Genomic DNA, 21,891 nt, shown 5'->3' on the forward strand with positions numbered 1-21,891 from the left:
GAGCGACCAAAGGAGTTCTTCAATGAGTACCTCTACGCTGTCCCGGCCGAGGCCGGAGAGCCTGCGCAAACCCGGAAGCCGCACCCGAAGCAATCTGAGCGGCTGGGGATTCGCCACCCCGTTCCTTGTTTTCTTCCTCGTTTTCCTCGTCTGGCCGATTATTTACGGCTTCTACATGAGCCTCACGGGAAAGTCCCTCACCGGCGCCAACGACAGTTTGATTGGCTTCGCGAATTACGCCGAAGCCCTGGCCGACGCCGATATGTGGCGTTCCCTGGGCAACACCCTCTACTTCACGGTCATCAGCACCGTCCCGTTGGTCCTCGTTGCCCTGGTCATGGCCGCATTGCTCAACATCGGGCTTCCGGCCCAGTGGCTGTGGCGGCTCTCCTACTTTGCGCCGTACCTCCTGGCCTCCACGGTGGTTTCGTTGTTCTTCACCTGGATGTACAACCCGCAGCTTGGCCTGATCAACGAGTTCCTGACAGGCATCGGGCTCCCCAGGGTTGCCTGGCTGAATGACCCCAACGTGGCCATGTGGGCAATCGTCATCGCCACGCTGTGGTGGACCGTGGGATTCAACTTCCTGCTCTACCTGGCTGCGATGCAGAACATCCCGGCCCAGCACTACGAGGCAGCATCGCTGGACGGCGCCGGAGCATGGCGCCAGTTCTTCTCCATCACGCTCCCACAGCTGACCCCCACCACCGTGATGATCGTGCTGCTCCAGATCCTGGCGTCACTGAAGATTTTCGACCAGGTGTACCAGATGACCGCCGGAGGCCCCGGTGGTTCCACCCGGCCCGTGGTGCAGTACATCTTCGAAACCGGGTTCACCGGTTACCGGCTGGGCTACTCGGCAGCCATCTCCTACATCTTCTTCGGACTGATCGTGGTCATCTCCATCATGCAGTTCGTCATCACCCGTCGCAGGAGTGCATAACCATGGCAACCCCTACTCTGACCCGTCCCGCACCACGTACAACCACCAGCAACAGCCTCAAGATCCGCCAGCCACGCAAGAAGCTGACGGTCGGCAGGATCGCCGCCATCGTCGTCGCTGCCTTCATTGCGGTGCTGTGGCTGATCCCGTTCGGCTGGGCCACCGCCACCGCTTTCAAAACCGAGACGGATGCCGCAGCCCCGGACGTCACGTGGCTGCCGCCGTCGGGCTTTACTCCCGAAGCGTTCGTGAAGGTGTTCCAGGACGGCAACATCCCGCTGTGGACCTGGAACTCGCTCTACACCTCTGCGGCCATCACGGCCATCACCCTGGTGATCTCTGCTTTGGTTGCCTACGCGCTCTCGAGGATCGACTTCAAGGGCAAGAAGGTGCTGATGACGGCGATCATCGCGTCCATCATCATTCCGCCGCCCGTCCTGATCATCCCGCTGTTCTACCAAATGCTCGCGCTGAACCTGATCGATACCTCGTGGGCCATCATCCTGCCGCAGGTCATTCACCCAGCCATGGTGTTCGTGCTGAAGAAGTTCTTCGATCAGATCCCGCGCGAACTCGAAGAAGCGGCCGTCATGGACGGTGCCAGCCGTTTGAGGATTTTCACACAGATCATCCTGCCGTTGTCCCGGCCCATCCTGGCCGCCGTCGCGATTTTCGTGTTCATCGGCGCGTGGAACAACTTCCTGTGGCCGTTCATCGCCACCAACGACGGCAACCTGCTGACCCTCCCGGTCGGATTGCAAACCATCAAGAGCGCCTACGGCATCCAGTACGCGCAGAACATGGCGTCCGCACTGCTCGCCGCGCTGCCGCTGATCGTCGTATTCCTGTTCTTCCAGCGCCAGATCATCAAGGGCGTCGCGACGACGGGACTCGCCGGAACCTGACCGGCACCTTCCACTTATCAACAGTTTCAGAACACAACCAAGGAGATACATGTCCCGCGCACGCATCACCCTCGACCGCGACTTCACCATTGGCGAGGTACCCCGCCGCCTGTTCGGCTCCTTCGTGGAGCACATGGGCCGCTGTGTCTACACCGGCATCTACGAGCCCGGCCACCCCGAAGCTGACCAGAACGGCTTCCGCCAGGACGTCCTGAAGCTCGTCAAGGAACTGGGCGCCACTGTCATCCGGTACCCCGGCGGCAACTTCGTCTCGGGCTACAACTGGGAAGACGGCATCGGTCCCCGCGAAAACAGGCCACGCCGCCTGGATGGGGCCTGGCACACCGTGGAGACCAACGCCTTCGGCCTGCACGAATTCGTGGACTGGTCCAAGCAAGCCGGTACGGAAATCATGGAAGCCATCAACCTGGGCACCAGGGGAGTGGACGCGGCCCGCGAAATCGTGGAGTACGCCAACCACCCCGGCGGAACCTACTGGTCCGACCTCCGCGCCAAGAACGGCCACAAAGACCCGTTCAACATCAAGCTCTGGTGCCTGGGCAACGAGATGGACGGCCCGTGGCAAATCGGCCACAAGACCGCCGATGAGTACGGACGCCTGGCACAGGAAGCCGCCAAGGCCATGCGCTTTGTGGACCCCTCGCTGGAATTGGTGGCCTGTGGCAGCTCCAACTCCGGAATGCCGACCTTCGGCGCCTGGGAACAGACCGTCCTGACGCACACCTACGACGAAGTGGATTACGTTTCCCTGCACGCCTACTACCAGGAGCACGATGGCGACGTCGGCAGCTTCCTGGCCTCCGCCGTCGACACCGACTACTTCATCGAATCCGTGATCGCTACCGCGGACGCGGTGCGTGCCAAGGGAAAGCACAAGAAGCACATCAACTTGTCCTTCGATGAGTGGAACGTCTGGTACCAGCGCGGCTTGGACACCGAAGACCAGCCGCACAACGTGATCAAGGCCGGTTGGCGTGAGCACCCCCGCGTGATCGAGGACAAGTACAACGTCACCGACGCCGTGGTGGTGGGGACGCTGCTCAATTCGCTGCTCCGCCACGGTGATCGTGTGAAGATCGCCAACCAGGCGCAGCTGGTGAACGTGATCGCGCCGATCCTGTCGGAGGAAAACGGTCCGGCCTGGAAGCAGACCATCTTCCACCCGTTCGCACGGATGGCCGAGCTCGCCAAGGGCCAGATCCTGCGGCTCTCGGTGGACTCGGACAAGTACTCGAATAGTCGCTTCGGGGACACGGACCTGGTGGACGTCAGCGCTACGTGGAACGAGGAAACGGGCCGGGTGGCACTGTTCTTCGCGAACCGCGGCTTGGAAGAGGCTGCCGACGTGGAGGTTGCCTTGCGCGGTTTCGATGCCCGCCAGGTGCTCCGCGCCGAGGTCCTCGAAATCCCCGAAGGGGGCGACCGCCTCACCATCAACACCCAGGATCAGCCGGGCCGTGTTGGCCTGACTGCCTTGGAAGGTGTGAAGGCGACCGGTTCGGAGCTGCGCCTGACGCTGCCCGCATTGTCCTGGGCCGTCGTCGAGCTTGATGTGGTGAAAGGCTAGCCGCGTACCCAGCTGAGTGACAGCAAACGTCGCAATGAGCGCTCATTGCGACGTTTGCCGTCACCTACGTGGGTTGATGCACGACGGCGGGGGCTACTTAGACTGCGCAGCCGTCCGGGCCGCAGGCCTCGGCATCGGAAGCGCCCACCGGGATCAGCGGGTTGGCTTCCTGCCACGCCTGGTTCAGGGCCTGGCTGAAAAGGTCCGCGGGTTGGGCGCCGGAGATGCCGTACTTGCGGTCTATGACGAAGAACGGGACGCCGGTGACGCCGATGGCGCGGGCCTCGTTGATGTCCTGGTTGACGGCGTCCGTGTACTTGTCAGAGGTGAACAGCTCGGCGACTTCATCTGCCGGCAACTGGAGGGAGGCGCCGAGTTCCGTGAGGTACTCCTGGTTCCCGATGTCCTTGCCGTGCTCAAAGTGATCGCTGAGCAACTGTTCCTTGGCCGCGTCCTGGCGTCCGTGGGATGCCGCGAGGTGGATGAGGCGGTGGGCTGTGAAACTGTTGGCCACCACAACCTTGTCGAAGTGATAATCCAGGCCTTCGCCCTTAGCTGTCTCCGTGACGTGCGCGAACATCTGCTTGACCTGCTCAGGGGCCATGCCCTTGCGATTGCTGAGATAGTCCAATTCCGTGCCGTCATAGTGCTCAGGAACGGAGGGGTCCAGCTGGTAGCTCTTCCACTCGATGTCCACGGAATCGCGGTGCGGGAACTGTGCCAGGGCGGTCTCAAAACGGCGCTTGCCGATGTAGCACCACGGGCACGCGACGTCTGACCAGATCTCAATCTTCATGATCTGGACAACCTGCCAGGACAGCCCGGCATTCCTTACACGACTGTTATTTTGCTCACCCGTTGTTGTTCCACCCGAAGCCCAATATTCTTGAAACGGGTTAAGAAGCCAGCCCTTGGACTGGGGGTTTTGCGCGGAGGCTCTAGCATGCGCATCGGACTTATCGTCGGCCCTTGGTTTACCGTGCCGCCCGAAAAATACGGCGGAACCGAACGTGTCGTGGACGCTTTGGCGCGGGCTTTGGTGGACGCAGGACACGACGTTCTGTTGGCGGCGGCATCGGACAGCATCTGCCCTGTCCCGCAGCTTCCGGGCTTTGGACCCAGCGAACCCGAAGAAGTAGGCCTAACGCTGAGCGAGCTGGCTCATGTCATTAAGGCCTACCGAGATATGGGCGGAGTGGACATCATCCACGATCACACCATGGCCGGCCCGCTGTACGCCCACCGCCCGCTGGATATTCCCGTAGTAACCACCATTCACGGGCAGCTCTCGCCACGGGCGGCAACACTGTACCGGGACATGGCCCAGGACACCGCCATCATCGCCATCTCACACGACCAGTGCAGCCGGGTGCAGGACCTCCGGATCTCGGCAGTCATCCATCATGGACTCGACCTTTCCAGTGTTTCTGTCGGAGCAGGGGATGGCGGATACGTGTGCTTCGTGGGGCGGATGTGCCCGGACAAGGGACTCTTGGAGGCGGTGGCTGTTGCCCGGGAAGCCGGAGTGCCACTGCGCATCGCAGCCAAGATGCACGCCAAGGATGAGCAAGAGTACTTCCGGGACATGGTCCAGCCAGTCCTCGGGCCGCAGGAAGAATTGCTCGGTGAGCTTTCCGATCCGGAAAAATACGAGCTCATGCGTGGTGCGTCAGCCCTCATCAACCCTGTCCAGTGGCACGAACCGTTCGGGCTGGTGATGATCGAGGCGTTGGCCACGGGAACTCCAGTGGTGGCCACCCCCATGGGTGCTGCTCCCGAAATTGTCCGGCATGGCGTCACCGGGTACCTCGGTGGGATCGACGAATTACCCGGATTCGTGGAGGCGGCGGCCCAGCTGAGCCGGGCGGAGTGCCGGCGCTCAGTGGATGAATATTTCAACGCCACACGCATGGCGGCAGACCACTTGGACCTCTACGCCAAGGTGATCAAACAATTCAAGCCCTCAAGCAAGACTCCCGAGGAGGCCTTCCGGCCATGACCGCTTGGAACGAAGACACCGAAGCCGGGGCGTCAGAGCTGGGTGCCGTCACCGTCGTGGAAGGTTCATCCTTCTGTATCTCCTCGCACTCGGGTGACATTCACGGAGGCGGTTCCCAAGGCGCCTACTACCAGGACACGAGGATCGTTTCGCGCTGGATCCTACGGATCAACGGGGCGCTCAGGGAGCCATTGGTAGCTCGGAATCCCACCGCGTTCCAGGCTGAGTACGTCGGCCGGGCATGCTCAGCTGACGGCAGGTTCGACAGTCCGCTGGTAGTCCAGCATCAACGGCACGTGGGGGCGGGCCTCCGGGACGACATCACCATCCGGAACTACTCGGGACAGGATGCCCCGTGCGAGATTGAACTGCTGATCGACGCCGACCTCGCCGACCTCTTCGACGTCAAAGGAGGCCGTACCAACAAAGCCGCCACCCCCCTGAAGAAGGCGCACAAGAAGGAGCTCCACATCGATGCGCTCCACTCCAGCGGCCAACGCAGGGGAGTGGCATTCCGGGCCTCCGGCGCCAAAGTGTCCAACGACGGCTTGCGGTTCCACATCAGCATCCCCGCACGCAGCCAATGGTCCACCAGCATCATCGCCCTTCCCCTGGTCAACGGAAAGGGGCCCAACGATCCCTTCACCGAGACCACGCCGCTGCACCACACCCCGGGCGTCCGCCGTCACGTCGCCTGGGAAGAGCATGTTCCCCGGATCGCCGTGACGGACGCCAACGTGGAGGAAGTCCTGGAGCGCAGCCAACGCGACCTGGGCTCGCTGCGCATCTTTGATCCCGAGCATCCGGACCGGGTGGCGGTGGCGGCCGGAGCGCCCTGGTTCATGGCACTGTTCGGACGCGACTCCCTCCTTGCGTCCTACATGTCACTCATGGTGGACCCGCGTCTGGCGGCCGGAACGCTGCAGACCTTGGCCGCGCTCCAAGGCAGCAAAGTGGACATAGATTCCGAGGAAGAACCCGGGCGCATTCCTCACGAGGTCCGTCTCGGCGTGACCGCCGGGCTCTCGCTGGGCGGGACCGCGTACTACGGAACCGCAGATGCGACACCCCTGTTCGTCTCCACGCTCGGCGAGCTCAGCAGATGGGGCCTCGGCTCGGACATCATCGACTCCCTCCTCCCGCACGCGGACCGTGCCATCGAATGGCTGGAACAGTACGGAGACCGCGACGGCGACGGCTTCATCGAATACCAAAGGCCCAACGAGCACGGACTGATCAACCAAGGCTGGAAAGACTCCTGGGACGGCATCAACTTCGCCGATGGCCGGATGGCGGAAGCGCCAATAGCCCTCTGCGAGGTGCAAGCCTACGCTTACGCAGCCTACGTAGGCCGATCCCTGCTGGCCCGCGCGGCGGGCGATACCGCCGTCGAACGCCGTTGCGCCGACCGCGCCGAAACACTGAAAGCCGCCTTCAACGAGGCGTTCTGGCTCCCCGATCAGGGCTATTTCGCGCTGGCGCTGGACAAGGACAAGAAGCCCGTGGACTCCTGCACGTCCAACATGGGGCACTGCCTGTGGGTGGGCATCGTGGACGAGGACAAGGCACCGCTGGTGGCCGAGCGGCTGATGTCCCCGGAGATGTTCACCGGGTGGGGCATCCGGACATTGGGGTCCGACATGGGCGCGTACAACCCCGTCAGCTACCACAACGGCTCGGTGTGGCCCCACGACACCGCGCTCGTGGCCACAGGACTCATGCGGTACGGCTTCGTGAAGGAAGCCAGCCGGGTTGCGAGCGGACTGTTCGACGCCGCCGAACACTTCGGCGGTCAGCTTCCGGAGCTTTTCTGCGGCTTTGACCGTGGCGACTTTGCGGAGCCGGTACCGTACCCGACGGCGTGTTCCCCCCAAGCGTGGGCGGCTGCGGCACCCGTTCAACTCGCCCGGATCCTGCTGCGGTTCGACCCGGATTTCACCCGGAACGTGCTGCACCTGGCGCCGATCCTGCCGGACGCTTACGGGTCGTTCCGAGCGGAGAACGTGCTGCTGGGGCGCTCGCGGATCACTGTGCAAGCCTCCGGTTCGTCCGGTACGGTAAGTGGGCTACCGGCCGGGCTTGAACTGCGCTCCGATCCTCGACCGCCACTGACGGGGGACTTGTTCGGCTAGTTCCTGTTTATTAGAGCGCGTGCTCCATCACGAAGTCGTGCTCTACGGAGTCGCCGAGCTTGAACGACTTGGTGCCCACCCGCTGGAAACCGCTCTTTTCGTAGAAACGGATGGCTTTCGCGTTCTCGCTGTTGACGCCGAGCCAGACTCCTGACGCACCTTTATCTGCAGCGTCAGCGATCGAGGCGCTGATGAGTCGCGATGCAGCGCCTTTGCCGTGGTGCTCGGGGTGGACGTAGCACTTGCTCAGCTCCGTGGAGGGGAGCGCCGAGAGAACGGACGCGACGTCGGGGTCGCTGGCCGGTTTGGCAACCAGCATGGTGTACCCGTTGAGCTGCCCGCCGTCGTCGAGCACCAGGATGGTGATGTTCGCATCGGCGAGGTAGTCCGTGAAGTTGGCTTCGCTCAACGTCTTTTCGAGGTGCGCTTGGATGTCCGCCCGTGAGGCGCCCGGCGGGCACGCCAGCGGGAAGGTGACGGCAGCAAGCTCAGCCAGCTTCCCGGCGTCGTGCGTTGTGGCGGTGCGGATGGTCTCGGTCATAGGAGTCAGGATACGGCCGAGACGGTAAGTTTCCGTACTGTTGCTGTGCCACCCTCCGCACTCAGTTCGGTGCCCACGCTCCCTGGGCCGGGGAACACGAGATCGGTCAACGCAACCTTGCCGCCTTGGGCGAAGACCTCCACGGAGCCATGGTCCACGATCACTTGGAGCCTCAGGATGCCGTCCTCCAGAACCACAGGTGCCGATTCAGTGGAAGCGAACTTTTCGTGGAATGTGGTGTGACCGGAGTTTCGGCGATCCAAGGTGAGCTGGTGAGTGGCGGCATCGAAACTGAGGCGGGTGGCCCCGAAAAGTGTCAACGAGACAACCCGGGCCGTACCCGGCAGGATGTCGGCATCGATCACTTGGGCGGTGTCAAAGTCCGGCAGGGCTAGAGGGGAAGAACCAACCTCCATGTCCTGCACGGTGTGGATGTTCCTCCCGAAACCTGGGGACAGAACAGGGCGCTGGACCAAGCGGGGTAGTCCATTGATCGTGGTCAGTTCCACCTCCCGTGCCAGTGACATGCTTGACCGCCACGGCTGCGTTGGGAGGGAGTTGGCGTAATCCCAGTTGTTCATCCATCCGATCATGATCCGGCGGTTGTTGGGAGCGTTACTGAAAGAGACGGCCGCATAGTAGTCGCGGCCCCAATCGAGCCAAAGACAATCCGGGAGGTTCACCGTTCCGTCTGCACTGGGTTGAACCAGGGAATCGGGATCAGCGATGAATCGGACGCCATCGAAGTGGCCCACAAAGTACTGCCCTCCCGAACCGCCGGCCACGGCACCGGGATTGATGTTGACCACCAGGATCCACTTGAGCTGATGGGGATCCCCGTCCACGGGAAGGGGGAAGAGATCAGGACATTCCCACTCGCCGCCGGTGGCATTGGCGGGGCCGAACGTGCTCAGGTACTCCCATGCTTTGAGGTCGTCGGAACGGTACAGGACAACCTGCTGATGCTGGGCCTCCACCGCAACCATCACCCAGAAAGCACCGTCGGATCCCTCATGGCGAAACACCTTGGGATCCCTGAAATGTGCCGAGCCCCGGTTGAGGACAGGATTGCCCGCGTACTTCTGCCACGTCATGCCCGAGTCGGTGGAGAAGGCGAGCGACTGTGCCTGGGTCCCCTGCAGCCCTGAGCCTTCCTTGAAAGCACTGGTGTAGATGGCAACCAGCGGAGGGTTCTCCAGTGTGCCCAAACCGGACGTGTTATCTTCGTCCACCACCACGCTGCCGGAGAACACGTCCTCCTGCTCGTCGCAGGCGATGGCAACCGGGTGTTCCGTCCAGTGCAGTAGATCCTCTGAGGTGGCGTGACCCCAGGACATGTTGCCCCAGACGTTATCGAACGGATTGTTTTGGTAGAAGAGGTGATAAACACCCTGGTAGTACACCAGCCCATTGGGATCGTTCAGCCAGGTGTTGGTGGCCGTGTAGTGAAGTGCGGGCCGGCTCATAAGTTGGGCGGCACCGGCAGGGTGAGTGGTTGTATCAGTCATTGGAGTTCTTTCGGGAAGTGTGTGCCAGTTCCAGCGATCCGCTCAGTTCGGCCCGCGTTGGCGGGTTGGCTCCGTGCCGTCCCACGGTGATGGCCGCAGCGAGGGAAGCCGCCGTTCCCAGCCCGGTGAGGTCGGCGTCGTCGAAAACGGCCTGCGGGTTCTCCACCAGTCCTGCGATCAGGGCGGACATGTAGGAATCGCCCGCGCCGACAGTATCTTTAACCGCCACAGCTGGCGCCGGCACATGGACCTCGGCGGTCTTGGACCATAGATAGGACCCTGACCCGCCATCGGTGATGATGGCCGCTTCCGGCCCCAGGCCAAGAAGGTGGCGCCCGACGGCGGCAGGAGACCACCGTGGGTAGAGCCAGAGGGCGTCTTCCGAACTGAGTTTCACCACGGTAGCCAGTGCCGCGGTGCGCTCGAAGGTTTGCAGGGCTGCAGCGTGGTCCGGGAGGAGCGTGGGGCGAATATTGGGATCGTAGGTGATGGTGCAGCGGCCGGAGAACAGTTCCAGGACGGAGCGGACCTGAGTTGCCCCGGGCTCCATGAACGCGGCCAAAGACCCTGTGTGCAGTACCTTCGGGAGGAACGTCGGACTGATAGCGGGGAGATCCCACTGGAAGTCGAACTCGTACTCCGCGGAGCCTTTGCTGTCTAGGATCGCCCTGGCAGTTGACGTCCTGGGGAGGTGTTCGGCTCCCGGCATCATGGACACGCCAGCGCTCGCCAAGTGCTCCTGAATCCGCGCGCTGCGGTGGTCCTTGCCCAATGCTGTGAGAAACGCAGTGCTGATACCCAGGCGACCGAGCCCGAAGGCAACGTTGAGCCCGGAACCGCCCGGGAACTCGACGGCTCCTGCCGCTGTGTCAATGACGTCGATGAGGGCTTCGCCAACGACTACGACGTCCGTTTCAGGGCAGGAGGGGACAGGGCGGCTGTGCATTGATGATCCTTCGTGGTGGGCGCGTCCGAGGCCGGACGCGGTGGAAGTCAGGTGGTGGTGCGCGCAATATGTTCTGCACTGCCTTCGCGAGGCCCGGGCTGCGGGGACGCGACGGAATTGCGCAGGACCAACGGGCAGGGAAGAACGGTGGGATGGGCCGTCAACAGTTGCAGGTCCGTTTTTCCCTCGATGGCGTCAATCAGGTTTTTGGTTGCCCACGCGCCCATTTCATAGTGCGGAAGGGCCACAGTGGTCAGCGATGGGTAAAGATTTTCCGCGATGAGCTGCTGGTTATCGAATCCCACAATGGAGAGGTCCTCCGGTATTCGCAGCCCAAGCTCCCCGGCTGCCCTGTAAGCACCCATGGCCATACGGTCGTTGTAGCAGAAGATGGCCGTGGGGCGGTGAGGCGATTGCAGAACCCGCAGTGCCGCTTCATGGCCACCTGGCACCTCGGACAGTTCCGAGTGGACCAGCTCTTCATGGAACGTCAGCCCGGCGTCGGCCAGCGTGTCTTGGAAAGCCTTGAGCCTGGAGTGCGTTGCCGGTACGTCATCGGTGTTGTTGATCATTCCGATCCGCGTGTGACCGGCGTCGATCAGGGTTTGCACCGCGAGGCGTGCACCGCCGGCTTCGTCGGGGATGACTGCTGAAACGGAGCGGTTGATGTCCTCGGAGTCCACGAGGACCGCCGGAACACCGGTGAGATTCTTGGGAAGGGACAGCTTCCGGTGATACATGGTGGCGTACAGGATGCCATCCACTTGCCGGTCCAACAGATCAGCGACGTCGCTTTCGCGTGAGTCCTGCGAACCCGTGCTGGTGGAGTTGATGATCATGATGTTGTACCCACGTGCCCGTGCTGTTTCCTCGGCCCCGAGGATGATCCGGCCTGCGTGCGGAGTGGTGGCGATCTCTTCGCTGATGAAACCGATCATCCCCGAGCGTTGGGTGCGAAGGGCCTGGGCCAGTCGGTTGGGCCCGTAACCCAGCTGTTGAGCCGCTTGGTGGACCCGTTCCCTCGTTTCGGTGCCTACGCGGGCGTAGGCAACGTCATTGAGGACATGGGAGACGGTGGTGACAGAGACACCGGCTGCGGCGGCCACGTCTTTGATACCGACAGATCTTTTGGTCATTGCTTTCCCACGTCCTCAAGGTGTTGATGATTGTTGCTGATCCTACGTCCGCTTACTGGTCTCAGTAGGCTATCGAGGAATACCCGCGCCCTGGCTGCTTTGGGTGGCCTCGGCTGCCTCAAAGCCCACGGTGGGCGTGGCCCTCACAGCATTGGCACCCCTGTCCGCGATGACCTGGGCGTCATTCCCGGAGTCAAGGATGGTATTCCGTGCCGAGGTGGAGTCGACCAGCACCGCCGTTACTGCGAGTCCGTCCGAAGCTCCGGTGGTCAACAAGGCATCCACTTGGGCCGAGAAGCAGGAGTCACTGGACGCAGAGCGAACATCCATGGCCACCACGTGGTTGTTGGAGACGAAGTTGCCCGCCCCCTCCGCCAAGCGAATGATCACCGGCGTGGCCCCTGACGGCCGGATGCTTTGTGCGTCCACAACCTCGGAGAAGTGGTTGCCGATCACTGAGTTATTGCTGCCACTGATGCGGAGGATCCCGTAAAGGTCATCGCGCCCGTTGTCGACTTCCAGGAACGGCGTCCACGGCTCGTGATCGCGCAGGAAGTGGTTGGTGGCCACAAGGTTTTCCGAACTGTTTTCCGCCAGGACAACCATTCCGGGGTAAAACGAGTGCAGGCGGTTGTTGGAGACGCTTGAACGTGTGACACCTTCGAAGTGGATGCTGCTGGCGCCGCGGGGGAAGATGTTGTTCGCGGTGATCAGGAGACCGCCATGGTTCTGGGCGTAGATCGAGTGCCCTTTAAATCCGGCCCCTATCAAGTTGTCCGTGATCTTTGAGGCCTGGCCCCAGCCGCGGAGTTCTATGCAGCTTCCGCATTCAGCAATGAAGTTGTCGTGGACGGACAGGGCGTCTGCCTTGCAGATGGTGAGCGCGTTCTCAAGGTAGACGAAACCCATTCCATTGACCCGGAATGAGTCATTGGCGCTCGCCACATAAATGCCGGTCTTGCCGTTGACGTAACTGTTCTCCGCAGGCAGTTCGGACCCGTCCAGGGTGAAGTGCAAGCCGTCGATGCAGAAATTGGCGAATTCCACTGAGCTGATCCGGGGGCTCCCGCTACGTTCAATGTAGAAGGCGGCGCCCTGGGATTCGTCGTCCCTGAGTAAGTCGTCGCGGAGCGGAATGTCGACCATGACGCGGCTCCCGCCAGGCCACAACTCATGAAGATCGGGCCATTCGGCCTCGGGAACGTTGAAGCGGATGCTCGAGGACGTGAAGCCGTGACCTGAGCCTTCAATCCTGAGGAAGCTGACGTCGATGACTACCTGTGTCCGGAGGCGATAATCGCCGGGCGGAAGATAAATCACCGCTCCCGGCTTGCCGCCGTCGTTCTCATCCGTGGCCGTTTGCCGGTCCTTGATGTCCGCGATGATGCTGTTGATGACTTCACCAACGTCCGTGAACGGATCGCCGATGGGCCAGGTGGTGACGTTGTAATAATTGCTGTTGGACATGGTTCCTTCCTTAGCCCTTAACCGCGCCGAGCGTCATGCCGGCAACGATCTTGCGCTGCAGCAGCAGTGTCAGGAGGATAACGGGAATGGAGTAGACGGCCGCGAGTGCGGTCATGGAGCCCCAGTCCAGTCCGAACTGGGTTTGGAAGTTCGCGATGACCACGGGCGTTGTTTGCGAGCGGATTGCGGTCATGAGGAGCGCGAACAGGAATTCGTTCCACGACGCCAGGAAGGCGAAGATCGCGGTGACGGCGATGCCACCGGAGACCACCGGGATGACTACCCGCCAGAGCGCACCCAGTCTGCTGCAACCATCCACCGTTGCCGCTTCCTCCAAGTCGCGGGGGACCGCCTCGAAGAAGCTGGACATCAGCCAGATGGACAACGGCAGGGAGATGGTGGTGTGGGCGATGGACAGGGCGATGGGTGTGTCTGCCAGGCCTACGGAGGACATCATGGATGCCAGCGGAATACCGATTGCTACCGGCGGGACCATCCGTGTTACCAGTGCCGCCATGATGAACACGCGGCCGCTGGGAGTCTTATAGCGCGTGATGCCGTAGGCGGCCGGGATAGCCAGGACCAATGACAGCAGGGTGCTGATGACTGCGGTCTGAATGCTGTTGATGAACGAGGCCAAAACTCCACTCCGGCCCAACGCGTTGGCGTAGTTCTCCAGCGTCCATTCCGTGGGGAGGATGGTGGGCGGGACGGCGATGGTGTCGATCGGCGTCTTGAAGGACGTAAACAGCAGGTACAGGAACGGGAAGCCATACAGCACCATGGCCACGGCCAGCAGGATCCACAGAATGATCCGGGTGCTTCGGCGCCCTGCTTCCAGGCCCTCGCGGTTGACTCCGCGGCGCTTGCGCGGGCCGTTCAACGAGGCGGCGTTCGACGTCGGCTGTTCGCCCTGGCTTGTCACGTCGCCCTCTGTTGTGGCTTGGTTCCGTTTGATCGCGGTCCGGGAGGTCATCAGTTGTCCTTTCCTGGCCGCCAGATGGTGGCCACCGCGAAGAATGCGACGGCGAGCATCGCCAGCAGGTAGATGGTGCCCATGGCGCTGGCCAGGCCGGGATCGCCGAAGCGGATCATGGTGCGGTAGATCAGCAGGCTCATGGTTTCGGATGCGGACTGGGGGCCGCCGTTGGTTTGGATCAGGATGGTGTCGAAGGCGCGTGCGGCGTCGATCCCGCGAACTACCAACGCCACTGCGATCACCGGGCGGAGGAGCGGAAGAATGATCTGGAACAGGAGGGCAGGGGCCCTGGCGCCGTCCAGGCGTGCAGCTTCAATCAGATCACCGGGGATGTTCTGCAGTCCGGCGAACAAGACGAGGCACATGAAGGAGGTGGTGAGCCAGATGTCTGGAACGGCCACTGAGAACAGCACGATGTTCGGATCTGACAACCAGCCGATCTGGTTCGGATTGGAAAGAATACCCGCCTGATGCAGGAGGGTTCCTATGAGGCCGAAGTTATCGATCATGAGGAACTTCCACAGCAAACCTGCAACGATCGGCGCGATCATCAGGGGGTATAGGAAGACGGTTCGCCAGATTTGGGATTTGCGTCCGAGGGTGGTGAACAGGAGCGCCATTCCCAGGCCGAGGGCGAACTCGAGGGTTACGACCACCACGGTGTAAGCCAGGGTCCGCCATCCTGCGCCCATGAAGGCTTCGGAGGCGAAGGCCGTGACGTAGTTCTGGAATCCGACGAAGTCCCGGGGGCCGCCGGCAATGGGGGAGATTTTGTAGAAGCTGTCGGCGATAAGGCGGAACAGCGGGTAAGCCACGAAGACGCCTAGGAACAAAGCCGCCGGGGTCATCAGGTATAGGGCGAAGCGGCGATCGGAGATGCGCACGATTTTCTCTTCTGCTGGTTGGGGCCGCGGCCGGCACGGGGTTTATGGTTCCGGGTGCCGGCCGCGGAGTCTTTACTTGAGGAGGTCCTGGATCTGCTTCTTGGCGTCGGCCAGGAGGGTTGCGGAGTCACCGCCGGCCACTGCCTTCTGCAGGAGCGGCACCAGGACGGTGTCAACGATTTGCTGCCACTTGGCCGTTGCCGGGCGGGTGGCTGTGGCTTTGCCGTTGAGGGTTTCGATCAGCGGCTTGAAGCTCTCGTATCCGGGCTGGTCCTGGTACTTCTCGAACGCGGAGATTCGGGAGGCCAGGCCAAGGCTGGATTCGATGCCCAGAGAGTTGTGGTCATAGGCGCACTTGATGAACTTCTTCGCAGAGTCTGCGTTTTTGGTGGCCTTCGGTACGGACAGGTACCAGGGTCCGGGGACGCCTGCGACGCCGGCGCTGCCGCCAATCATTGCTGCCGTTCCCACTTTTCCTGCCACTGGTGAATCCTTGGGGATCTGGCGGTAAGCGTGGGCCCAGAAGCGGGTCATGGCGGTTTTGCCTTGGTTGAACAGGTTCTGGGCTGCAGCCCAGTCAACCTGTGCTGCACCTGGAGGCGCAGACTTTGTGAGGCTGACGTAGAAGTCGAGTGCTTCCTTGTGGGCTGCGTTGTCGATCACCACGTTGTCGCCGTCGAGGACCATGGGGGAGCCCGCTTGCAGGACGTGGGCCAGCCATTCGGTTTCCACGGCTCCCTTGACGTCGGTGCCGTACATGCCGTCCTTGGTGAAGAACTCCGAGATGTCCTGGTACTGCTTCCACGTGGTGGGCGCAGCGAGTTCATAGCCGTACTTCGCCTGGAAGTCGGCCTTGTTTTTGGCGTCTTCGAAGAGGTCCTTGCGGTAGAGGATGATCTCGGCGTTGGTCCACGCAGGCAGGCCGATGAAGTGACCATCCACGTTGGCTTCCTTGACCAGGGCGGGGAAGATGTCCTTCTTGGCCTCATCGGTGAAGATTTCGTCGATTGGTTGGACCGCATCCTTGAAGCTTGGGAGCCACACGGAGTCCAGGGCGGCAACGTCGAAGGAAACGTTGCCGGAAGAGAATTCGCTGGAGAGCCGGTTGAACATGCCGTCGTACGGCAGCTCGACGAAGTTGACGTCGATCCCGGTGTCCTTCTTGCATTGTTCGGCCACGCCGGTGAGTTCGGCGTGACCGCCGGCTTCCACCAGGACGTTGACGGTGCCGGCGGCGCTGCCCGATGTCGGTGCCGGGCCCCCTGCGCCGCATCCGGTAGCTGCGAGTGCGACGGCGGTGCAGATGCCGCCAAGGGTGACGAGCCTGGAGATGGTTTTTCGAGTGGACATCGCTGTCGACTCACTTTCTCTTGAACGGGTGAAAGGAGTGATTTGGTTGAAGAATCGTTTTGCCAAAACGTCTTGGCAACACTGTATGGCCGAAAGTTTGGAAGTGTCAAGAGTCACTTGGAGTGGTGTTGGGTGCCAAAATTGCTGCCCGGATTTTGTCGTTGACAGTGATCTTCAGCGCAGCTTAGTGTTTCTCTCAGCTTCAGATAAAACGATTTGGCACATTTTTGGCATCAACACCGTGGCATAGACGCCAATGCCGGGGCGCCACCGCATGGACGCCGGAGCGCTGCCCCGGACAAACCAATGGACCAAGGATTGGCAGGAGAACCCTATGGGAATTGATAAGACGCTTGATATGAACAACACCAGCCGGCGGAAGCTGGTGGGTGCGGGAGCCGTGGGCACGCTGGCAGCTGCCCTGAGCCTAGGGATGGCCCCAAAGGCAGAGGCTGCCGACGGCGCGAAAGTCAGCCCGTTGAACTCGCCGAATGTCTATGACGTCACGGCCTGGCGAATCAAGGGCCAGCCCAAGGTCACGGCAGAGTCGGATATAGGCGCCGTCATCAACGACATCATCGCGGACATCAAGAAACGCCAATCCACACCGGAAACCAGACCGGGAGCCGTGGTGATCATCCCGCCGGGGGACTACGACCTCCACACTCAAGTGGTGGTGGACGTGGATTACCTCACCATCGCCGGTTTTGGCCATGGCTTCTTCTCCCGCAGCATCAAAGACAACGTGGACACCACGGGCTGGCTGAACCTTCAGCCGGGTGGCAGCCACATCCGCGTCCTCACGCCCCCATCCTCGCCCCAGGCATTCCTTGTGCGGCGGGACGGGAGTCCGCGCCTGTCCGGGATTGTGTTCAAGGACTTCTGCCTTGACGGAGTCAACTTCGTCCCGGACGGAAACAGCTACAAGAACGGTAAGACCGGCATTGACGTCGCCTCCGACAATGACTCCATCCACATCACCGGAATGGGGTTCGTCTATCTTGAACACGCTCTGATAGTTCGAGGTGCGGACGCCCTCCGGGTCCACGACAACATGATTGCCGAATGCGGGAACTGCGTTGAACTGACCGGTGCCGGACAGGCAACAATTGTCAGCGACAACCTGATGGGTGCCGGCCCCGAAGGTGTGACGCTTCTCGCCGAAAACCACGAGGGCCTCTTGGTCACAGGGAACAACTTCTTTCCTCGAGGACGCAGTCTCCTTGAGTTCAGCGGCTGCAACCGCTGCAGCGTGACATCAAACAGGTTCCAAGGCTTCTACCCCGGCATGATGCGGCTGCTGAATGGCTGCAAGGAAAACCTCATCACGTCCAACCATTTCCGCCGGGGCACGGAAGGGTTCCCTCCGTTCATTGACCGCACCAACGGATTGGATGACCTCTACGGCGTCATCCACGCGCTGGGGGACAACAACCTGATCTCGAACAACCTGTTTGCCTACGACGTCCCGCCGAACAAGGTTGCCCCTGCGGGAGCCCAGCCCACCATCGTGTTGATCGCAGGCGGGGACGGCAACGTCATAGCCACCAATCACGTCATCAGCAACGTGGACACCCAACACGTGGTTCTTGATGGATCGGCAACCCGGTCCAAGGTCCTGGACAGCGGCGCCGCCTCCACCATCACGTCCTACAGCCCGGACACAGCCATTCGGCCCACGCCCTGACGTATGGCCGCAAACGCGCGACGGCGGCTGGTCGCCAAGGTGACCAGCCGCCGTCGTGCTTTCTGAAGTTAGTCCGCTTTGACCGCCAGGACCGGGCAGTCGGCCTCCAGCAGGATCCGTTGGGAGACGCTGCCCATGATGAGCTTGCCCACCGGGCTGCGGCGGCGAAGGCCGATGACAATCAGGCTGGCGTCATTGTCGTCGGCGGCGTCCAGAACCTCGGCCGCTGCGTCGTGACCGCGGACGGGTTGCTTGATGATGTGCTGGATGCCGTGCTCGGCGAGGCGCTCCTCGATGCTCTGGATATCCGGTTCCTGGGCATATCGGTTATCCACCAAGGCGTCGCCCTTGGACGAGTTGATGACCAGCAGGGTGTCGTTGCTTTTCTTGGCCTCGGCGATGGCTTGCGTCAGTGCTGCTTCGCCTTCAGGTGTGGGGACGTATCCCACCACGATGGTCATGGTTTCTCCTTGGTGTATCTGTAGTTGGAAGGGCGGCTGGCCTTGACAGGCGCCAGGCTAGCCATCGCCGTCGCCGTCTGCCGTTCCGTCGGCGCGGTGGCTGCCGTGGCTTACACCGCCGGCTTCCCTCGGGACAGTCGCCCCGGAGTTGCCTGGGATCACTGTTGCTGCAGCAGGACGGTTGCGGCGGATGAGCTTGTAGATGAACGGCCATGCCAGGATGATCGCCACGATGATGTAGACCACTATCGCGATGGGTTCGCTGAAGAGGCCGGCAGGATCGCCCGCGCTCAACTGCAGAGTCTTGCGGAGCTGGCCTTCGATGCGCGGCCCCAGGATGACGCCGAGGATCAGCGGCAGCACCGGAAGTCCGAACCGCCGCATCATGAAGCCCAAGGCGCCGAGCACCAGCAGGATCACCAGGTCGAAAGCCTGCAGGTTCACCGAGTAGGCACCCAAAGTAGCGAAGAACAAGATGCCTGCGTAGAGGTACGGGCGGGGGAGCTGCAGCAGCTTCGCCCAGACCGGCGCCAGGGGCAGGTTGATGAGCAGGAGCAGGAAGTTGCCGATGAAGAGGCTTGCGATCAGCGCCCACACCAAGGGTCCCTGGCTGGAGAACAGCTGCGGACCGGGCTGGATGCCGTAGGACGTGAAGGCCGCGAGCATGACGGCGGCCGTCGCGTTGGTGGGCAGGCCGAGGGCGAGCATCGGGGTCAGCGTGCCTGCAGCGGCCGCATTGTTGGCTGCTTCAGGTCCGGCGACGCCCTCAATGGCGCCCTTGCCGAACTCCTCCGGGTGCTTGCTGAGACGTTTCTCCGTGACATAGGAGAGGAAGGTGGGAATTTCCGCGCCACCGGCTGGCAAAGCGCCGAACGGGAAACCAAATGCTGTGCCGCGCAACCAGGGCTTCCAGGAGCGGGCCCAGTCCTTCTTGCCCATCCACGGACGGCCCACGGGAATGATGTGCAAGGGAGTCCGGCGCAGGTGGGCGGCAACCCAGAGGGCTTCACCTACGGCGAAGATGGCAACAGCCACCACCACAATGTCCAGGCCGTCCACCAGCAGCGGCTGGCCGAAGGTCAGGCGGCGTTGGCCGGTCACCGAGTCGATGCCCACCAGTCCGATGGCCAGGCCCAGGGCCAGTGACGAGAAGCCGCGGAGCCTGGACGAACCGAGGACGGCGGTCACCGCAAGGAGGGCCAGAATCATGATGGCGAAGTAGCTTGGCGCACCGAGGCTGACAGCGAATTGCACCACGATGGGTGCAAAGACGGCCAGCAGCGCAGTGCCGATGGTACCTGCAATGAAGGAGCCGATGGCCGCGGTGGCTAGAGCCTGCGCGGCCCTGCCGGCTTTAGCCATCTTGTTGCCTTCAATGGCTGTCACCACCGACGACGATTCTCCTGGTGTGTTGAGCAGGATGGAGGTGGTGGAACCGCCGAACATGCCGCCGTAGTAGATGCCGGCGAACATGATGAACGCGCTGGTGGGCTCCAATGCGGCAGTCACCGGAAGCAGCAAAGCCACAGTCATGGCCGGGCCAAGTCCGGGAAGAACGCCGACGGCGGTGCCCAGGAGCACGCCGATCACGGCGAATAAAAGGTTCATGGGGGTCAGGGCGGTGGCGAAACCGTCCATCAGGGAGGACCAGACGTCCATTAGAGGATTCCTTCCAGGAGCCCGGCTGGAAGGGCGATGCCCAGGCCGAGGTAGAAGCCGTAGAAGGTCAGCAAGGAGAGTGCGACGGAAATCAGGCCGTCACGGATGTAGCGGCGGCTGCCGAGGGCCAGCACGCTGCCCCAGAACAGGACGGTTCCGGAAATGACCCAGCCGGCCCAGTCGATGAGCAGGATGTTCAGGATGAAAGCTCCGGCCAACGGGAGGACGGTCTTCCAATCGGCAGGGTGTGCCAGGTCAACGTCTTCGCCGCCTTCGGCTTCGCCCTTGCCGCCACGGAGGACGTTGATGGCAAGGAGAATGGCGCAGACAATCAGTAGTCCGGAAACAATGAACGGAACGGTCTTGGGACCCACCGGGTCCGACTGCGAGTACGGGGTGACCAGGCCGTTCGCGTCCAAGAAGACCAGAACGCCGACCACGCCGAGCAGGAGGGAGACCCCCAGCTCGGCGCGGCCTTTGAGGCCTGTGGCTAAGGAGCTCACGCCAACCCGAGCTTGCTCAGGACGTCTGCCACCCGCTTGTCCTGGTCGGTCAGGAACGTCTGGAACTCGTCACCGGTGACGAAGGCATCGGACCAGCTGTGGGTCTTGAGCGCTTCCTTCCAGCCTGCGGAGGCGTGCATCTTCTCAAGTGCTGCAATCAGGGACTTCTTGTCGTCGTCGCTGATACCCGGAGGGGCCACAATGCCGCGCCAGTTGGTGAAGACCAGGTCAATGTTGGATTCCTTCAGCGTGGGTGCGTCCACGCCTTCCAGACGGTTCTCGCCACTGGTGGCCAAGACCCGGATCTCACCGGACTTGATCTGCTGCAAGTACTCTCCGGCACCTGAAGCGGCGAAGCCGAGCTTGTTGCCGAGGATGGCTGGGAGGAGGTCGCCACCGCCGTCGTAAGAGACGAAGTTGACCTTGGTAGCGTCGATGCCAACAGCGCCGGCCAACTGCATCGGCAGGAGGTGGTCCGGGCCGCCCGGCGAGGAACCGCCGCCAACGGCAATGGAACCCGGGTTGGCCTTCCACGCCGTCACAAGGTCATCGATGGTCTTGTAGGGTGAGTCCTTGCTGACCATGATGGCGCCGGGCTCCTCAATGAGCTTTGCCAAGGGAGTGGTCTCGGTCAGCTTCGACTCGGATTTGTTGGTGTAGCTGGCTCCAACAACACCCAGGCCCATCAGCATAGTGAGGTCGCCGTTGCCCTTTTCATTGACGATGCGGGCGAGGCCCACTGTCCCGCCGGCACCAGCAAGGTTGAAGACCTCGGTGTTGGTGGAGATCTTCTCGTCGTCCAGTACCTTGGCGGCCGCGCGGGCGGTGGTGTCATAGCCGCCACCCGGAGTGTTCGGAACCATGATCTGGAGTCCGGTGATGGGTCCTGCTGCTGCGCCGGTGCTGTCAGAACCGGTGGACTTACCTGTGGCACCGCAGCCGGTGGCCATCAGGGCGATGCCGGCAGCGACGGCGGCGACTCGCAATGCGCGGATCTGGCGCATGGTGTTCCTCTTCTCATCATTGAAAATTCAGTGCAGGGCGATCAGCGTTGTGCCCCGTTGATTTGATGCTAGGCGCGTCAGTGACAGGGATCACTCTTGTGTTCGCAGTGATCTTTAAGTTCATTGCGTTCACGGGTTTCTGCGGTCTGAGCTGGTCTTTCGTGCCGCTGGGGTCTTCTGTGCCGCTGGGGTATAGTTC

Annotated in this window: 19 protein-coding genes; 6 read left to right on the forward strand and 13 right to left on the reverse strand. The window is 62.1% G+C overall.

Going from position 1 to position 21,891, the window contains the following annotated elements; all coding sequences use genetic code 11:
- Positions 1-22 precede the first annotated feature (22 nt).
- Genes ARUE_RS03290 through arfA form a run of 3 tightly spaced genes read left to right on the forward strand, consistent with a single transcriptional unit; the run spans position 23 to position 3,436 of the window.
- Positions 23-943 carry a carbohydrate ABC transporter permease gene (locus ARUE_RS03290; RefSeq protein WP_011773437.1) on the forward strand — a complete coding sequence of 307 codons (921 nt, stop codon included), beginning with the start codon at positions 23-25 and terminating at the stop codon, positions 941-943.
- 2 nt (positions 944-945) lie between these two features.
- The gene (locus ARUE_RS03295) at positions 946-1,848 is read left to right on the forward strand and encodes a carbohydrate ABC transporter permease (protein WP_011773438.1); all 903 of its coding nucleotides are present in this window, start codon (positions 946-948) and stop codon (positions 1,846-1,848) included.
- 49 nt (positions 1,849-1,897) lie between these two features.
- Positions 1,898-3,436: an arabinosylfuranosidase ArfA gene (gene arfA / locus ARUE_RS03300; RefSeq protein WP_011773439.1), complete on the forward strand. Its 1,539-nt coding sequence runs from the start codon at positions 1,898-1,900 to the stop codon at positions 3,434-3,436.
- Between the two features lie 97 nt (positions 3,437-3,533).
- Here arfA and ARUE_RS03305 read toward each other — a convergent pair whose 3' ends face one another.
- Positions 3,534-4,232: a DsbA family oxidoreductase gene (locus tag ARUE_RS03305; protein ID WP_011773440.1), complete on the reverse strand. Its 699-nt coding sequence runs from the start codon at positions 4,230-4,232 to the stop codon at positions 3,534-3,536.
- Between the two features lie 147 nt (positions 4,233-4,379).
- Here ARUE_RS03305 and ARUE_RS03310 point away from each other — a divergent pair, with 147 nt between their 5' ends.
- Both ARUE_RS03310 and ARUE_RS03315 read left to right on the forward strand, forming a co-directional pair.
- A complete protein-coding gene (locus ARUE_RS03310; protein WP_011773441.1) occupies positions 4,380-5,435 on the forward strand; it encodes a glycosyltransferase family 4 protein in 1,056 nt (351 codons plus the stop codon).
- Positions 5,432-7,567, forward strand: a complete 2,136-nt coding sequence (locus ARUE_RS03315) for an amylo-alpha-1,6-glucosidase (RefSeq protein WP_014920716.1) — start codon at positions 5,432-5,434, stop codon at positions 7,565-7,567. Before ARUE_RS03310 ends, ARUE_RS03315 begins: the two co-directional genes overlap by 4 nt.
- A gap of 10 nt (positions 7,568-7,577) precedes the next feature.
- Here ARUE_RS03315 and ARUE_RS03320 read toward each other — a convergent pair whose 3' ends face one another.
- The 8 genes from ARUE_RS03320 to ARUE_RS03355 form a co-directional block, all read right to left on the reverse strand.
- Positions 7,578-8,108 carry a GNAT family N-acetyltransferase gene (locus tag ARUE_RS03320; protein WP_011773443.1) on the reverse strand — a complete coding sequence of 177 codons (531 nt, stop codon included), beginning with the start codon at positions 8,106-8,108 and terminating at the stop codon, positions 7,578-7,580.
- A 5-nt stretch (positions 8,109-8,113) separates the two neighbouring features.
- Entirely contained in the window at positions 8,114-9,616 is a 1,503-nt protein-coding gene (locus ARUE_RS03325; RefSeq protein WP_014920717.1) for a glycoside hydrolase family 32 protein, read from the reverse strand.
- A complete protein-coding gene (locus tag ARUE_RS03330) occupies positions 9,609-10,562 on the reverse strand; it encodes a carbohydrate kinase family protein (protein ID WP_014920718.1) in 954 nt (317 codons plus the stop codon). The genes ARUE_RS03325 and ARUE_RS03330 overlap by 8 nt, the downstream gene beginning before the upstream one ends.
- Before the next feature lie 47 nt (positions 10,563-10,609).
- Positions 10,610-11,698: a LacI family DNA-binding transcriptional regulator gene (locus tag ARUE_RS03335; protein WP_014920719.1), complete on the reverse strand. Its 1,089-nt coding sequence runs from the start codon at positions 11,696-11,698 to the stop codon at positions 10,610-10,612.
- Between the two features lie 69 nt (positions 11,699-11,767).
- Entirely contained in the window at positions 11,768-13,165 is a 1,398-nt protein-coding gene (locus tag ARUE_RS03340; protein WP_014920720.1) for a NosD domain-containing protein, read from the reverse strand.
- Between the two features lie 10 nt (positions 13,166-13,175).
- Positions 13,176-14,141 (reverse strand): carbohydrate ABC transporter permease, encoded by a 966-nt coding sequence (locus ARUE_RS03345; protein WP_014920721.1) that lies wholly within the window; start codon positions 14,139-14,141, stop codon positions 13,176-13,178.
- Positions 14,141-15,028 (reverse strand): carbohydrate ABC transporter permease, encoded by an 888-nt coding sequence (locus tag ARUE_RS03350; RefSeq protein ID WP_011773449.1) that lies wholly within the window; start codon positions 15,026-15,028, stop codon positions 14,141-14,143. The genes ARUE_RS03345 and ARUE_RS03350 overlap by 1 nt, the downstream gene beginning before the upstream one ends.
- A gap of 72 nt (positions 15,029-15,100) precedes the next feature.
- Positions 15,101-16,378 (reverse strand): ABC transporter substrate-binding protein, encoded by a 1,278-nt coding sequence (locus ARUE_RS03355; protein ID WP_011773450.1) that lies wholly within the window; start codon positions 16,376-16,378, stop codon positions 15,101-15,103.
- Between the two features lie 334 nt (positions 16,379-16,712).
- Here ARUE_RS03355 and ARUE_RS03360 point away from each other — a divergent pair, with 334 nt between their 5' ends.
- Positions 16,713-18,065: a NosD domain-containing protein gene (locus ARUE_RS03360; protein WP_051024892.1), complete on the forward strand. Its 1,353-nt coding sequence runs from the start codon at positions 16,713-16,715 to the stop codon at positions 18,063-18,065.
- Positions 18,066-18,133: 68 nt separating this feature from the next.
- Here ARUE_RS03360 and ARUE_RS03365 read toward each other — a convergent pair whose 3' ends face one another.
- Genes ARUE_RS03365 through ARUE_RS03380 form a run of 4 tightly spaced genes read right to left on the reverse strand, consistent with a single transcriptional unit; the run spans position 18,134 to position 21,692 of the window.
- Positions 18,134-18,526, reverse strand: a complete 393-nt coding sequence (locus ARUE_RS03365; RefSeq protein WP_011773451.1) for a universal stress protein — start codon at positions 18,524-18,526, stop codon at positions 18,134-18,136.
- A gap of 57 nt (positions 18,527-18,583) precedes the next feature.
- Positions 18,584-20,185 (reverse strand): tripartite tricarboxylate transporter permease, encoded by a 1,602-nt coding sequence (locus ARUE_RS03370; protein ID WP_014920723.1) that lies wholly within the window; start codon positions 20,183-20,185, stop codon positions 18,584-18,586.
- Positions 20,185-20,688, reverse strand: a complete 504-nt coding sequence (locus ARUE_RS03375; RefSeq protein ID WP_011773453.1) for a tripartite tricarboxylate transporter TctB family protein — start codon at positions 20,686-20,688, stop codon at positions 20,185-20,187. Before ARUE_RS03375 ends, ARUE_RS03370 begins: the two co-directional genes overlap by 1 nt.
- Positions 20,685-21,692, reverse strand: a complete 1,008-nt coding sequence (locus ARUE_RS03380) for a Bug family tripartite tricarboxylate transporter substrate binding protein (protein ID WP_011773454.1) — start codon at positions 21,690-21,692, stop codon at positions 20,685-20,687. Before ARUE_RS03380 ends, ARUE_RS03375 begins: the two co-directional genes overlap by 4 nt.
- Positions 21,693-21,891 lie beyond the last annotated feature (199 nt).

This window comes from Arthrobacter sp. Rue61a (assembly GCF_000294695.2).
GTDB lineage: Bacteria > Actinomycetota > Actinomycetes > Actinomycetales > Micrococcaceae > Arthrobacter > Arthrobacter aurescens_A.